This is a genomic window from Blautia sp. Marseille-P2398, from assembly GCF_964240315.1.
Taxonomy (GTDB): Bacteria; Bacillota; Clostridia; order Lachnospirales; family Lachnospiraceae; genus Blautia_A; species Blautia_A wexlerae.
Window position 1 is genome coordinate 518,613 of sequence record NZ_CAXSTD010000001.1, and the last position, 14,391, is coordinate 533,003.

15 protein-coding genes and 1 pseudogene are annotated in these 14,391 nt (G+C 40.9%); 11 read left to right on the top strand and 5 right to left on the bottom strand.

Annotated elements, in window-relative coordinates:
• Nucleotides 1–144 precede the first annotated feature (144 nt).
• From ACESZG_RS02455 to ACESZG_RS02500, 10 genes and pseudogenes are all read left to right on the top strand, one after another.
• Nucleotides 145–642 carry a helix-turn-helix domain-containing protein gene (locus ACESZG_RS02455; RefSeq protein WP_118669867.1) on the top strand — a complete coding sequence of 166 codons (498 nt, stop codon included), beginning with the start codon at nt 145–147 and terminating at the stop codon, nt 640–642.
• A 1-nt stretch (nt 643) separates the two neighbouring features.
• The gene (locus ACESZG_RS02460) at nt 644–964 is read left to right on the top strand and encodes a DUF4258 domain-containing protein (protein WP_118669866.1); all 321 of its coding nucleotides are present in this window, start codon (nt 644–646) and stop codon (nt 962–964) included.
• Entirely contained in the window at nt 964–1,191 is a 228-nt protein-coding gene (locus ACESZG_RS02465; protein ID WP_008704146.1) for a type II toxin-antitoxin system MqsA family antitoxin, read from the top strand. The genes ACESZG_RS02460 and ACESZG_RS02465 overlap by 1 nt, the downstream gene beginning before the upstream one ends.
• A gap of 41 nt (nt 1,192–1,232) precedes the next feature.
• The gene (locus tag ACESZG_RS02470) at nt 1,233–1,700 is read left to right on the top strand and encodes a hypothetical protein (RefSeq protein ID WP_118329965.1); all 468 of its coding nucleotides are present in this window, start codon (nt 1,233–1,235) and stop codon (nt 1,698–1,700) included.
• Between the two features lie 138 nt (nt 1,701–1,838).
• Complete coding sequence (locus tag ACESZG_RS02475) at nt 1,839–2,669, top strand: hypothetical protein (RefSeq protein ID WP_008704148.1); 831 nt, start codon at nt 1,839–1,841, stop codon at nt 2,667–2,669.
• Nucleotides 2,670–3,098: 429 nt separating this feature from the next.
• The gene (locus tag ACESZG_RS02480) at nt 3,099–3,641 is read left to right on the top strand and encodes a Uma2 family endonuclease (RefSeq protein ID WP_008704149.1); all 543 of its coding nucleotides are present in this window, start codon (nt 3,099–3,101) and stop codon (nt 3,639–3,641) included.
• 169 nt (nt 3,642–3,810) lie between these two features.
• Nucleotides 3,811–5,226, top strand: a complete 1,416-nt coding sequence (locus ACESZG_RS02485; RefSeq protein WP_368210315.1) for a recombinase family protein — start codon at nt 3,811–3,813, stop codon at nt 5,224–5,226.
• Between the two features lie 129 nt (nt 5,227–5,355).
• Nucleotides 5,356–5,898, top strand: a pseudogene (locus ACESZG_RS02490) (manganese catalase family protein); the annotation flags it as partial.
• Nucleotides 5,899–6,176: 278 nt separating this feature from the next.
• Nucleotides 6,177–7,535, top strand: a complete 1,359-nt coding sequence (gene trkA, locus ACESZG_RS02495; RefSeq protein WP_025577354.1) for a Trk system potassium transporter TrkA — start codon at nt 6,177–6,179, stop codon at nt 7,533–7,535.
• Between the two features lie 12 nt (nt 7,536–7,547).
• The gene (locus tag ACESZG_RS02500) at nt 7,548–8,987 is read left to right on the top strand and encodes a TrkH family potassium uptake protein (RefSeq protein WP_025577356.1); all 1,440 of its coding nucleotides are present in this window, start codon (nt 7,548–7,550) and stop codon (nt 8,985–8,987) included.
• A gap of 174 nt (nt 8,988–9,161) precedes the next feature.
• Here ACESZG_RS02500 and ACESZG_RS02505 read toward each other — a convergent pair whose 3' ends face one another.
• From ACESZG_RS02505 to ACESZG_RS02515, 3 genes are all read right to left on the bottom strand, one after another.
• Nucleotides 9,162–10,088, bottom strand: a complete 927-nt coding sequence (locus tag ACESZG_RS02505; protein ID WP_195284313.1) for a radical SAM protein — start codon at nt 10,086–10,088, stop codon at nt 9,162–9,164.
• A gap of 217 nt (nt 10,089–10,305) precedes the next feature.
• Nucleotides 10,306–11,016, bottom strand: coding sequence for an RNA polymerase sporulation sigma factor SigE (gene sigE, locus ACESZG_RS02510; RefSeq protein WP_020994083.1), 711 nt, complete (start codon nt 11,014–11,016; stop codon nt 10,306–10,308).
• A 17-nt stretch (nt 11,017–11,033) separates the two neighbouring features.
• A complete protein-coding gene (locus ACESZG_RS02515; RefSeq protein ID WP_008704184.1) occupies nt 11,034–11,891 on the bottom strand; it encodes a sigma-E processing peptidase SpoIIGA in 858 nt (285 codons plus the stop codon).
• A gap of 295 nt (nt 11,892–12,186) precedes the next feature.
• Between ACESZG_RS02515 and ACESZG_RS02520 the strand changes: the two genes are divergently transcribed.
• Nucleotides 12,187–13,059 carry a shikimate dehydrogenase gene (locus ACESZG_RS02520; RefSeq protein WP_195284244.1) on the top strand — a complete coding sequence of 291 codons (873 nt, stop codon included), beginning with the start codon at nt 12,187–12,189 and terminating at the stop codon, nt 13,057–13,059.
• A gap of 15 nt (nt 13,060–13,074) precedes the next feature.
• Here ACESZG_RS02520 and ACESZG_RS02525 read toward each other — a convergent pair whose 3' ends face one another.
• Together ACESZG_RS02525 and ACESZG_RS02530 are read right to left on the bottom strand one after the other, a co-directional pair.
• Nucleotides 13,075–13,554 (bottom strand): YdcF family protein, encoded by a 480-nt coding sequence (locus ACESZG_RS02525; protein ID WP_025577363.1) that lies wholly within the window; start codon nt 13,552–13,554, stop codon nt 13,075–13,077.
• Nucleotides 13,547–14,062, bottom strand: a complete 516-nt coding sequence (locus tag ACESZG_RS02530) for an SEC-C metal-binding domain-containing protein (protein ID WP_020994084.1) — start codon at nt 14,060–14,062, stop codon at nt 13,547–13,549. Before ACESZG_RS02530 ends, ACESZG_RS02525 begins: the two co-directional genes overlap by 8 nt.
• Between the last annotated feature and the right edge of the window lie 329 nt (nt 14,063–14,391).

Genomic DNA, 14,391 nt, shown 5'->3' on the forward strand with positions numbered 1-14,391 from the left:
CGGTTCAAGCTTTTGAATTATCTGTGTAATATCACGTCGTCCATTTTCTGTCAACATAAAATTCAATTTTTTTAACTTTTAGGTTTTTATTATTGAACTTTTGCATAATATGTGTTATATTTCAATTACGAAAAGGAGAACATTATGAAGAAAGAAAACACTGCAATTCGTTTAAAAACAATAATGAATATGCGCGGACTTCGGCAGGTTGATATTCTTAATTTGACTGTTCCATATTGTCAAAAGTATAATGTAAAAATGAATAAGTCAGATATAAGTCAATACTGTTCTGGAAAAACAGAGCCTAACCAAGAAAAGCTTTTTATTCTAGGAAATGCATTGAACGTAAGTGAAGCATGGCTTATGGGTTTTGACGTTCCTATGGAAAGAACTCCCTATAAAGCAGAATCTGTTCAGAACTCTTCCGTCTCTGCTCAGTGCAAGGAAATCATAGAAATCTGCAATCAGTTGTCTCCTCATAACCAGAGAAAGGTTCTCGCCTACTCTAAGAACCTTCTCTCCGCCCAGCAGATGGAAGAAGATCTTCTTGCAGCTCATACCCGGACGGATGTTGAGCAAACACCCGAAGGTGTTCAGCATGATTTGGATATTATGAATGATGATTCAAAATGGGAGGAATGACATGGCATTAGATATATTGGAATTGCGTAAACTATGTATACCTAAAAACATTCGTATTACACTCCACGCAGCTAAAAGGCTGGAACAGCGTAGGATATTCTTAAAAGATGTAATAGCCTGTATTATGAATGGAGAAATCATCGAACAATATCCAGATGATTATCCTTACCCCAGTTGTTTGATTCTGGGAATGAACATCGAAGATAAATATCTTCATGTAGTCATCGGAAATCACGAATCGGATTTGTTCCTTATAACAGCTTATTTCCCCAGTTTTGATAAATGGGAATCTGATTTCAAAACCAGAAAGGAGAATGCATAATGACTTGTTTTTACTGCAAAGGTAATATTGAATCTTCTACAACAACTTACATGACTGATTATCAGGGATGCTATATCATTATCAAGAATGTTCCTTGTGAAAAGTGTTCTCAATGTGGGGAAGAATACTTAAATGGTGAAACACTTGAACGAATTGAAGAAATTATTCAAAAAGTTAAAGGTATGCTGACTGAAATTGCAGTTGTTGACTACAAGCAAACAGCTTAGAGAGAACCGTTTTATTTTAATCGCTAAAGGGGTGATCCCAATTGAATTACGAACAATTACTGACTGCTGCCGATCAAGAAGGGTTACTTGTTAAAGAACAACCTCTTACTGAACATGATGGCCTGATCCGCGGCAGTCGCATAGCAATCCGAAAGGATATAGAAACACAAGCAGAAAAATCCTGTGTGCTTGCCGAAGAAATCGGGCATTATCGCACCAGCTCCGGAAACATTTTAGACCAGAATAAGGTAGAAAGCCGAAAGCAGGAATATCGAGCTCGGCTTTATGGGTATAATCTAAAGATTGGACTTACCGGTCTGATCAGCGCTTATGAAGCAGGATGTGGGAATCTTTATGAGATGGCTGAATATCTGAACGCTACGGAAGAATATTTAAAAGAGGCTATACAGTGTTATCATTCTAAATACGGTGTATACGCTGTTGTTGATAATTATGTTATTTATTTTGAACCATTTGCGGTGATACATATGATTTCATCAGCAGATTAAAGAACGGAGCTGTTATTACCAGATTCGCTATTGGAAGAATATAGAGATTTTACTATTGAACAGATGTCTAGAATGACTGGATATCACCAAAAGCTCATAGAACTGCGAATGAGTTCTTGAATACAGGAGGTTTTTCACATGAAAAAGACATTATTAAAATATTTTACAGTTGCCCTAATTACAATCAGCACCATATCTATGCCGCTAACTGTTAAAGCAGCTCAAAAAAGTAACATTTCCATTCGGCCAAATGTAGCATACTCTAAATATGACATCACCGGTGATGGCAAGGCTGATAAAATTCGAATAAATTTCAAGTCGGAATCTTATCTGAACATTGAGGTGAATGGCAAAAAAAGTTTTAGTTTAAACGCCCAAAACATATATCTTGTAAATGCAGATCTTTATACTCTCAATGGAAATAAACATTTTTTGAAGCTAAAATGCCAAGACATTGATAATGATCACATTGATTACGACAAATTATTGACTTATAAATCTGGAAAACTTGTATCTGCTGTCAATTTAATGTCGCATCGTAAAGGTGCTTTCAATGCTCGCCATAATAGTTTTACTCAAAAAGTTGGTGCAAATTACATTCAAATCCGTATGCAGTCAATGCCAGGAGGAGTCGGTTCTATTCAATATACCATAACTTATAAACTTTCCGGAAGCTCTCTGAAGCTTTCCAAAACTACATATCCTGTCACTTATTCCAAATCATACAATCCCCTTCTTGGTGGACAAAATATGTGGAAATGTGCAAAATCATTGAATATAAAGAACGCCCCTAACGGAAATATTATCTATACAACAGATGCTTACGAAGTATGTACTGTAAATAAAATTAAATATTCTGGCGGCAGTGCCTATATATATATCCGGGCTGAGGATGCTGATATTTCTGGATGGGTAAGATGCCCTAATTCCTATACAAGCAGATTTTTTGAAGAATCCCTGTTTATTTAATTATCATTGCATTCAATAATGTCTTCAAAAAGTGCCCTTACTGGTAACAGCAACCAAACATTCTCGTTTGAACAGATGCCTCGAATGACGGGGAATCACCAGAAATTGATTGAATTGAGAATATCTAATAATTCAGATTTAGATCCGAATTATTTAATATTCTTTCACCTTATAAAGACATACATTTCAATGGTCAAAGCATATTTGATGTTTTGGGTTTTCCAAACGATTTGCTTGAACGTTTAAATCAGCTAATCACACAAAAATTCATATAAAAACCGCCCCTGCTGGTAACAGGGACGGATCAAGAATCTCCGAAGAGATCCAGTACTTTAGCAAAGATATTGTATCATCTTCGGAGCAGTTACACAAGTCGAACATTTGTATATATGTGATCACATCAATGGATTAACGAAAGGAGTTTTCATTATGCCATTACCCAAAGAACGGATTTATACAATAGATGACATCTACGCTCTTCCGGATGGCGAACGTGCAGAGCTGATTGATGGGCAGATCTATATGATGGCACCGCCTAATACCAGACATCAGGTAATCGTCGGTGAACTGTATGCTACTATCCGCAATTACATTAAAAGTAAAAACGGATCCTGTAAACCATATGTTTCTCCATTTGCAGTGTTCCTGAATGAAGATAACAAGAACTATGTCGAACCAGACTTAACAGTTGTCTGCTCACCGGACAAAGTAGATGAAAAAGGTTGTCATGGTGCACCTGACTGGGTAATTGAGGTTGTTTCTCCTGCTACCCAGAGTAAAGATTACGGAATAAAGCTGTTTAAATACCGTATGTCCGGAGTCAGGGAATACTGGATCATTAATCCTATGAAGGGGATTGTAAACGTTTACGATTTTGAAAATGAATCGGGTACCGGATTATACTCTTTTGATGATGAAATTCTAGTATGTATATATCCCGATTTATCAATTGTGATCTCTGAATTATTATAATAAAAACCGCCCCTGTTGGTAGCAGGGACGGCTCAAGAATCTCCGAAGAGATTCCGTACTTTGGCAAAGATATTGTATCATCTTCGGAGCAGTTACACAATCAGAACATTTGTGTGGCTGTTATTTTTATACTTAAAATTACATATTTTATAAAACCGAGGTGATATTTATGAGCAGTAAAGTGGCATGTCTTTACATCCGCGTCTCGACAGAGGACCAAACAGAACTTTCTCCTGATGCGCAGAAACGTCTTTTGCTGGATTATGCCCAGAAGAATGACATGATTGTTTCCGGAGACTTTATCTTTACTGAGAGTGTTTCCGGCCGGCATGCACAGAAGCGCCCGGAGTTTCAGAAGATGATTGCCCTGGCGAAGCAGCCCTCTCACCCCATTGATGTGATCCTGGTATGGAAATTCAGTCGTTTCGCCCGTAACCAGGAAGAGTCTATCGTATACAAGAGTATGCTCAAGAAGGATAATGTAGACGTGATCAGTGTATCTGAACCATTGATCGAGGGACCTTTTGGCAGCCTGATCGAGCGCATCATCGAATGGATGGATGAATACTATTCCATTCGATTGTCGGGTGAGGTCTTGCGTGGCATGAAAGAAAAAGCCCTGCAAAAAGGCTATCAGACATCTCCCTGTCTTGGCTATACTGCAGTTGGACATGGAAAACCTTATATCATTAATGAAGCTGAATATGCCATTGTCTCTTATATCATGGACCTGTATGATAATCAGAACTTAGATGAAACAGCTATTGCCAGGCGTTGCAATGATCTCGGATACCGGACAAAACGGGGAAAACTCTTTGAACGGCGCAGCGTTGACCGGATTCTTGGAAATCCCTTCTATTGCGGAACTGTTGTCTGGAACGGAGTGGAATTTGAAGGAAACCATGAGGTACGTCTTTCCAGGGAACGGTACGAAAAACGTCAGAAGCTGATCACTTCCCGGAAACGCCCGGTCAAGGCACGGAATGTCTCTGCCTGTAAGCACTGGCTATCCGGTCTTTTGAAGTGCTCTGTCTGCGGGGCCACGCTTTCTTACACCGGTAATAATAAGTGTCCTTATTTCCAGTGCTGGAAGTACGCAAAGGGATTTCATAAGACTTCTGTTGCCTTATCGGTCAAAAAGGCTGAAGAAGCTGTGATAAGTTATTTTGATCAGATCTTAGATGGGGCAGAATTTACATATGTATGCAAAAAGAAAAAGACCGATCATTCACTGCAGATCGAGCAGCTACAAAAAGAGATCGGTAAGCTCACCATGAGAGAAGGCAGAATCAAAGAGGCTTATGAGGCAGGAGTAGATACTCTGGAGGAATATAAGAATAATAAGGACCGTCTGGTATCAGATCGATTAGAATTGACTGCTGCCCTTTCACAGCTATTACAGGAAGAACAGGCAGAGCAGCCTGACACAGAAGAAATCCTGAAAGAGATCCGTTCTGTTGCGGACGTCCTGAAGAATCCAGACGTAGGTTATGAAGAAAAGGGAAATCTGATCAGAAGTGTTGTAGAGCAGATCATATATGATAAAGAATCCGGAAAAATGTCTTTTGACATCATTATTTCCTGAATTTCAGACCTCTATAAAAAGTGCCATTTCGGTCATTTTAACACTTTCGTAATATTTTTTCAGAATTAAAAATCCCGCAAACCCGCATAAACACTGGGCTTTCGGGACTATTATAGGGTACTGCACTCCGGTGGCCCGGACGGGGAGATCGGCGCTTCCCTGCGTTATCTTTCCCAGCGTTTTACCATGCCGAACCGAACGACTTCTGCTTTGCTCAACGACATAGGAACAGAAGAACTCAGTCATCTGGAAATGGTATCCACTATTGTACATCAGCTTACCCGGGACCTTTCCATGGAGGAAATTGAGAAATCCGGATTTGGACCGTATTATATCGATCACACAGTGGGAGTCTGGCCACAGGCAGCAGGTGGCGTACCATTTAATGCATGTGAATTTCAGAGTAAAGGTGATCCGATCACTGATCTGTTCGAGGATCTTGCTGCAGAGCAAAAAGCCCGTTCTACTTATGACAATATTCTCAGAGTAGTCCGCAATATACCTGAGATTGCGGATCCCATCAAATTCCTGCGTGCCAGAGAAGTTGTTCATTTCCAGAGATTTGGGGAAGCTCTTCAGTCCATTCAGGAAGAACTTGATGCCAAAAACTTCTATGCTTTTACCCCGGGATTTGATAATCCCTGCACTGCATCATGCAACAGCAATAAATAACGTACGCAGCCAAAACCTGCGACATGCTGCGCGAATTTATGCGATTAGCATCGCGAAGCGTGTTACTGAGAACGGAATGAACAGTAATACGCTCCATCTTAAAAATCACAGAAATTTCATATTTGCTTTACAAATATATCTGGTGGTGCTATAGTATTCTTAGCTTAATAGCCACAAAAGTAATTGCCAAAAATATTGAGCAATTACAAACAAAAATATGATATAAAAGGGGCTGTCTCACATAGATATTATGTGACAGCCCCCTTATTGGAGGAATTATGCAGATAATTATTGTTGGGTGCGGTAAAGTTGGACGTACCCTGGCAGAACAGCTTCAGGAAGAAGAATCCGACATTACTCTTATAGACGTTTCTTCTAATGTGATCACTTCCCTTCAGGATGACATTGATGCCATGGGTATCGTGGGAAACGGTGCAAGTATCAACACGCTGGTGGAAGCAGGTATTGAGAATGCAGATATCCTGATTGCCGTAACCGGCTCTGATGAAATGAATCTCCTCTGCTGCCTGATCGCACAGAAAACCGGCCATTGCCAGACGATTGCCCGTGTCCGCAATCCTATCTATGCCAAAGAGATCAGCTTCATCAAGAAGCGTCTGGGTGTTACTATGATCATTAACCCGGAGCTTGCAGCTGCACAGGAAATTTCCCGTCTCTTACGCTTTCCTTCAGCTATCAAGATTGATACTTTCGCACGTGGTCGTGTGGAAATGCTGAAATTCAAAGTGCTTCCTGAATTTAATCTGGATGGCATGACAATCTCACGCATTACGGAAGCCCTGAAATGCGACGTCTTGTTCTGCGCAGTAGAAAGCCGGGATCATGTATCTATTCCCGGCGGTAATCAGGTGATCCACGACGGAGATATGGTTTCCATTCTTGCTTCCCCGGTGAATGCAGCAGCCTTTTTCAAAAAGATCGGCCTGAAAACCAATCAGGTAAAAAACGCCATTATTGTCGGCGGAGGAACCATTTCCTATTACCTTACAAAAGCCCTGCTTGATATGAACATCTCCGTTAAGATCATCGAACAGAATGAGTCCCGCTGTGAAACCTTAAGTGATCTGCTTCCGGAGGCAACTATCATTAACGGAGACGGAACTAACCGTTCTCTCCTTATGGAAGAGGGACTCTCACGCACAGAGGCTTTTGTATCACTCACAAACATGGATGAGGAAAATGTTTTCCTTTCACTCTTTGCCAAAACAGTTTCCAATGCCAAACTGGTTGCCAAGGTAAACCGCCTTGCCTTTGATGATGTCATTGATAACCTTGACATCGGAAGCGTCATTTATCCGAAATATATCACAGCCGACTATATCCTGCAGTATGTACGTGCCATGCAGAACAGCATCGGCAGCAATATTGAAACCCTTTATCATATCCTGGATAATCAGGCAGAAGCTCTGGAATTTGCCATCCGCGAAAATTCACCGGTAACAGGCATTCCATTATCTGAACTGAACCTGAAGAAAAACCTTCTTGTAGGTTACCTGAACCGAAATGGTCAGGTCAGGATTCCCAGAGGCCAGGATACCATTCAGGTCGGAGATACCGTTATCATAGTAACTTCTCAGAAGGGCCTTCGCGATATCACAGATATTCTGGAAAAATAAAGGAGCCAAATCATGAACTATTCCATTATTATCTATATCATCGGAATGATTCTGAAAATTGAAGCTGTATTTATGGCTCTGCCCGCAATTACGGCACTCATCTATCAGGAAACTTCCGGTGTAGCTTTTCTGATCACGATTGCTTTATGCCTGGTCATCGGGCTTCCTCTCACCAGGAAAAAGCCGACAAGAAAGGCTTTCTACACAAAAGAAGGTTTCGTGACTGTAGCATTAAGCTGGATCGTTCTGAGTATCATAGGAGCAATCCCCTTTGTGATCAGCCGAAGCATTCCAAATCCTGTAGATGCATTATTTGAAACAGTTTCGGGTTTTACTACAACAGGAGCCAGTATTCTCAGCGATGTGGAGGCACTTCCTCATTGTATGCTGATGTGGAGAAGCTTCACGCACTGGATCGGCGGAATGGGTGTTCTGGTTTTCATCCTCTCCCTTCTTCCACTTACCGGCGGTTATCATATGAATCTTATGAAAGCGGAGAGTCCCGGACCATCTGTAAGCAAGCTTGCGCCAAAAGTACAGTCAACTGCCAAAATTCTGTATTCTATTTATTTCGTAATGACAGTGATCCAGATCCTGCTTCTTCTGGTCGGTGGTATGCCGCTGTTTGACTCCATATGTACAGCTTTCGGTACTGCAGGTACCGGAGGATTTGGTATTAAAAATGACAGCATGGCCAGTTACAGTACATATCTGCAGGTAGTCATTACTGTATTTATGATTTTATTTGGCGTTAACTTTAATGCTTACTTTTTCATTATCACAAAAAAATTTGCTCAGGCTTTTAAAATGGAAGAAGTGCGGTATTATTTCGGAATCATCGGTATTGCAATTCTTATCATCACCTGCAATATTTACCATATTTTCGGAAGTGCAGCCAAAGCTTTTCAGCAGGCAGCTTTCCAGGTTGGTTCCATTATCACAACAACCGGATATGCAACAACAGATTTTAATACCTGGCCGGAAATTTCGCGGACAATCCTGGTACTGCTGATGTTTATCGGTGCATGTGCCGGAAGTACAGGCGGCGGCATTAAAGTATCCAGGATCCTGATTCTCTGCAAAACAGTCCGCAAGGAGCTTCATATTTTTCTGCATCCAAATGCGGTAAAGAAAATAAAAATGGACGGCAAAGCCATCCCACATGAAGTTGTTCGTTCCACAAATATTTTCTTCATTGTATATATGCTGATTTTTGCATCCTCCATATTCCTGATTGCCTTTGACGATTTCAATCTGATCACGAATTTTACGGCGGTTGCGGCAACCTTTAATAATATCGGACCTGGTCTGGAACTGGTAGGACCTACCGGAAACTTCGGCATGTTCTCCTGGTTTTCAAAGCTTATCCTTACTTTTGATATGCTGGCAGGACGTCTTGAGATTTTCCCGTTACTGATATTGTTTGTAAGGGATACATGGAAGAAATTCTAAAAATATTTTGGTGAAACAAATTTTATTTTTTTACACCGTATTCATATTTTATTCATATTTATTGGATATAATGAATTTTAGAAAGATGATGAATCTTTCTTATAAATATTTTTCTTTTTCATACGCGCCGGTACGAAAGTACCGGCCTCCTTCCATTTATGGGAGTTTTTTATTTTATGGCATTTTTCTCACACCTTCATAATCAAACGCAGGAATAAAACTCTCTCTGGCAGTTTCACCATCTTGAAAAAATCCATTTTCAATCCCAAGCTCAAATGCATAGTCCAGAACTTTTTCATATTCTCTTCTGGTTACACAACGATTCAGTTCTGTATATTCTTTCTGCTCAAAAACCGGCGTATACTGATTCATGATACTGATATAAATCTGCTTTCCAAAAGTCTTATGTAAAAGTTTCAGAACCTTCTTTGAATTTCTTGTATGCCCCGGCAATATAAGATGTCTCACAATAGTCCCACGTTTCATATATCCCTCTGCATCAAACTGTGGCATTCCTGTCTGGCGTACCATCTCATTAACTGCTTCCATAGCCCTTTCAGGATAATCATTTGCATGTGAAAATTTCACCGCCAATTCGCTCTCCGCATATTTGTAATCCGGAAGATAAATGTCCACATATCCGTCCAGAAGTTTCAATGTCTCTGTGTTCTCATATCCACCACAGTTATAGACAACCGGAATATTAAGCCCATGCTTCTTTGCACAGTCCAAAGCTGTGATGATCTGTGGAATATAATGTGTTCCGGTTACCAGATTGATATTTGCAGCATCCTTTTCCTGCAGTTCCAGGAATATTTCTGCCAGTCTTTCCTCAGTGATCTCAAGGCCACTGTCACCAATGGCAATTTCCCGGTTCTGGCAGAAACAGCATCTCAGATTGCATCCTGTAAAAAAGACTGCCCCGGAACCTCTGGTTCCCGAAATACATGGTTCTTCCCACATATGCAAAGCTGCCCTTGCAATCTTAACCTTCTGATCCATTCCACAGTATCCGGTTTTTCCGGCTGTTCTGTCTACATGGCAATTTCTCGGACATAAACTGCAATCTTCCAGTATGCAGCTTTCTGTATCATGCCTCAGAGTTTTATCTTTGTTTTCTTCTGTCTGTATTTTATTTACCTTCACTTTTCTCTTCTGTCCTTTTTTCTTTCCCCGACTTGATATCTGTGAATCACCCACTGCAAAACAGTTCCCACAGTTTGCTTATATCATAACCGTTCAGTGCTTTCACAGTTACAGGCGGATTGCTGAATAGTTACTATTCTTTATATCATTATACTACATTCCCCAATTACGTCTATTCATATTTCACAATTTCCTTTTTCAGTCTCTTCATGATTCTTTTTTCCAGCCTAGAAATATATGATTGAGAAATTCCCAGAAGGTCTGCAACCTCTTTCTGTGTTTTCTCTGCAGCATTCTCCTTTCCCAGACCAAATCTAAGGCGGATGATCGTCTGCTCACGCGGTGAAAGCTTTCTAATTGCCTTTGATAACAACGAAATCTCCACTTCATCTTCCAGACGTCTTGAAATCACATCCTCATCAGTTCCCAGAATATCAGAAAGCAGGAGTTCATTTCCATCCCAGTCTACGTTCAGCGGTTCGTCTATGGACACTTCCATCTTTGTCTTACTGTTGCGGCGAAGATACATCAGGATCTCATTCTCTATACATCTGGATGCATAAGTGGCAAGCTTGATGTTTTTTACAGGATTAAAGGTATTGATCGCCTTGATCAGCCCAATCGTTCCGATTGAAATCAGATCCTCCACCCCGACTCCTGTGTTATCAAACTTCTTTGCAATATACACCACAAGCCTTAAATTATGTTCGATCAGAACAGACTTCGCTTCTTCTTCCTGCCCTGTTCCAAGCTTCTGCAGTATAAACGCCTCACGCTTCGGCTCCAGTGGTGCCGGCAGCACATCATTTCCACCAATATAAAAAACTTCTCCTGAACGGTTCATCACCATTCTTGACACTACCTGTAATGGATAACAGCTCATAGTCACAACCCCTCCCGTTAAAGTAATCTGGAATTCAAAAGTACCTCGTATTCCTTACCAAAAGCGGATGTTTCAAATGAAAATGCAAATACCGGATTGTCTATGCAGACAACCTCTGCTGGAGTCTGAATGCAGAGTCTCTCAAAAGTAACAGCCAGCATCATCCCCTGTTCTTTTCCTATACTGTGAAAAAAAGTAAAATGTGGATGAAGCCCGGCAGTTCCCGGTTTCCCAGACTCTCCGGGATTTTCTTTCAGGTGTTTTAAACAGCTTACGGTTTCTTCTGAACATATTTCAGATAAAACTTTTTCTGTCCCTACAGATACAGGTTTTCCGTTTACAGAATCCATAAGCAGATTTCCGGAATCATAAAATCCTTGAAAAGGATATCCACATCCTTTATAGTATATGGTTATCGGATAGATATTCTTTGTCCGTATTCTCATGGAATCCATCAGATATGACAACGCTGTAATGCCGGACCACGTTGCTGCTGCAAGGATCAGAAACATTTTGACTGTCAACTTATCACTGACGATCACTTCCCAGAACCCTCCACACAGAAATGCGGCAAAATACAGTGTAAGTATTGCTTTAAGCAGCAGACTTCCCCTTTTCAGATTACATCCGATCACAAGCATTCCTGCAGCACAGCCACCATGCAGCAGGACAAGTGCCGGAAGAAAAATCCCAGACTCCAGAAAAGATTGCAGATAAATGATCCAGCAGGAAAACACCGCACCTGCAGCAGCTCCCAGAAGAGCTCTTTTTCTGCTTCTTCCACATCGGAATAATATTCCTGTAAATCTGATCAATATGTAATCTATCAGGAGATTTGTGAAAAAAACTACATCTATGTATATTTCGTAATGCATTTCCTTCCCTCCGTCTGATACTGCCTCTGACTTCTCCTTCACTTCGGTAAGTGAGATTCATTATACGTGATAAAGTATGCGGATTTTGTCAAAACGGAGGAATTATGTCTTATTATTTGTCGCACTAAATCGACAGTTTTTATCATATAAACCAAAATGAACATGTATTGACATATAATTGAAGTTAGAATAAAATGATAGATAATTTCTATGTTTTAGAAGGGCATCTTCTATACTGTCACAATTCAGACAGTATTTTATGTCTCTGCTACAAAACAGACTGGAGGATTTTAACATGAATAATATTACCGGACACACAGGTCTTACCGCGCTTTTAGGAAGCCCGGTGGCACACAGCATTTCCCCTTTGATGCATAATGAATCATTTCGCCTTCTCGGGCTTGACTATGTATATTTATGTTTTGATGTAAATGAAGAAACTCTTCCTGCAGCAGTTGCAGGATTAAAGACTTGCGGCATTCGCGGTTTCAACCTTACCATGCCGAATAAGAATAAAATTGTAGAATTATTGGATGAGCTTTCCCCTGAAGCCCAACTGATCGGTGCTGTCAATACTGTACTGAACGATAACGGAAAGTTAATCGGATACAATACAGACGGGTACGGTTTTATGCAATCTGTACGTGATGCGGGACATGATATTACCGGTAAAAATATAACTGTCATGGGAGTAGGAGGAGCTTCGATGGCCATCTGTGCACAGTCTGCCCTGGACGGTGCGGCTTCCGTACATATTTTTGCCCGCCGCACCAGCAGATACTGGAATCGCACACAGAAATTCGCTGAGAATCTCTCTGCTAAAACAGGCTGCCAGGTCTGCCTCTTCGACAATGATGATCATACTGCACTGCGAAATTCCATTGCACAGAGTTATCTGCTGATCAATGCAACCTCTGTAGGCATGGTTCCGGATATCGACGATACCATCATCAAAGATACATCTCTGTTCCGTCCTGAGCTTGTAGTGGCAGATGTTGTCTATGAGCCACAGGAAACCCGACTGCTCAGAGAGGCTAAAGCAGCCGGATGCCAGACCTTTAATGGCATGTATATGCTTCTTCATCAGGGGGCTAAAGCTTTCCAGATCTGGACCGGACAGGAAATGCCGGTTTCTGTTATTAAGGAAAAATATTTCTCTGTCAAATAGTGATTCGCATAACAGTCACATATTTCCCATCAGCTTATCTTTGATGATTGCCAGGATTTCTCTTGGAATATATATCAGAAGTCTCCATGAACGGTATCTGGAAGGAATGGGATAAATTTCTCTGCATCCACATTTCTTTCCTATGGCCGTTCCCCGGAAAACATGAAAATTATTGGTGACAATGCCAACCGAATGATTCAGTCCGATCATTCCCAGACTGAACTTCAGATTCTCTGTTGTGCTGGTAGATTTCTCTTCCAGGATCAGTCGTTCTCTGTCAATTCCATGTTCCACAAGATAATTGCACATTGCCTGAGCTTCTGTGATAGATTCCCCGTCCCCTTTTCCTCCGGACAGAACAGCCTTAGTCTCAGGATTCTCTTCCATATACTGTAAAGCCCTCCTGGTACGTTCCAGAAGGGCTTTTGTAAGCCGGGTACCTTCTACATGGGCACCAAGCACGATAATATATTCCAGATTTGGATGCTTACGCATTCTTACCGCAGCAATATTTATATTTCTTGCCGCTTCCGCAAGGACAAGGATCATTACGTCCGATTTTCTTTGCTTTGACAACTGTTCCTGATTTCTTCTGCTCAAGATAAAGTTCTTTTCTCTTCTCCGGTGTGAAGATCGCATCCCACTGTGGCAGTTCATACAGCCAGTCAGCTCTTGCATCTACCATGTTCTTATAAAGAAGTTCTTTATCAAAGCACAGAGAAACCTTTGTGTTCTCATCCATTGTCTCAATCGGATTCGGAATCTTCAGACTGTCATTGATTCCATCAAGAAAACCAACCATTGTCAGAACTTCCTGTCCGTATTTCTCAGCCAGTTCCTTAACTGTACCGGTTACTACCTCATCCGGGTTGCTAAGAAGCTGCTCATAAATTCCTTTTTCAATATTAAAATAATTTGCCCAAAATCTCTGAAGTTTATTACGGTCTGCCTGCTGGTCATAGGCGATGGCACGCCACTGCTCTAAGATTGTTTTATCGCTCATTTCCTTTAATCCTCTTTTCCAATATTTCATAGGTATTATGCCTGTGCGGAAACATATGGAAAATATTCCTTCCACAAGCTTTATTATTATATCATCTTTCAGTTAAAAATACAAATGATATTCTTTGTATTTTTAGTGAATTTTAAGTTACTGTTCACACACCACTATCCCGCGAGGTGTTTTGGCATGAATATGCCAAAATCCCGAGACATACAAGCCAAAATTCCATTGCCGCAGGCAATCTAGTACATCATTTTCGAAATAACTATACCACTCACTTGTCTGCGAATCCGATTGCACAGGTCTAAAAGCCTCAGCGTAGCCCGCTA

Coding starts and splice junctions, on each gene's coding strand:
- ACESZG_RS02530 (WP_020994084.1), bottom strand. CDS start 14,062: ATGAGCGATAAAACAATCTTAGAGCAGTGGCGTGCCATCGCCTATGAC.
- ACESZG_RS02525 (WP_025577363.1), bottom strand. CDS start 13,554: ATGCGTAAGCATCCAAATCTGGAATATATTATCGTGCTTGGTGCCCAT.
- ACESZG_RS02500 (WP_025577356.1), top strand. CDS start 7,548: ATGAACTATTCCATTATTATCTATATCATCGGAATGATTCTGAAAATT.
- ACESZG_RS02480 (WP_008704149.1), top strand. CDS start 3,099: ATGCCATTACCCAAAGAACGGATTTATACAATAGATGACATCTACGCT.
- trkA (WP_025577354.1), top strand. CDS start 6,177: ATGCAGATAATTATTGTTGGGTGCGGTAAAGTTGGACGTACCCTGGCA.
- ACESZG_RS02475 (WP_008704148.1), top strand. CDS start 1,839: ATGAAAAAGACATTATTAAAATATTTTACAGTTGCCCTAATTACAATC.
- ACESZG_RS02455 (WP_118669867.1), top strand. CDS start 145: ATGAAGAAAGAAAACACTGCAATTCGTTTAAAAACAATAATGAATATG.
- sigE (WP_020994083.1), bottom strand. CDS start 11,016: ATGAGCTGTTATCCATTACAGGTAGTGTCAAGAATGGTGATGAACCGT.
- ACESZG_RS02515 (WP_008704184.1), bottom strand. CDS start 11,891: ATGCATTACGAAATATACATAGATGTAGTTTTTTTCACAAATCTCCTG.
- ACESZG_RS02460 (WP_118669866.1), top strand. CDS start 644: ATGGCATTAGATATATTGGAATTGCGTAAACTATGTATACCTAAAAAC.
- ACESZG_RS02465 (WP_008704146.1), top strand. CDS start 964: ATGACTTGTTTTTACTGCAAAGGTAATATTGAATCTTCTACAACAACT.
- ACESZG_RS02485 (WP_368210315.1), top strand. CDS start 3,811: ATGAGCAGTAAAGTGGCATGTCTTTACATCCGCGTCTCGACAGAGGAC.
- ACESZG_RS02520 (WP_195284244.1), top strand. CDS start 12,187: ATGAATAATATTACCGGACACACAGGTCTTACCGCGCTTTTAGGAAGC.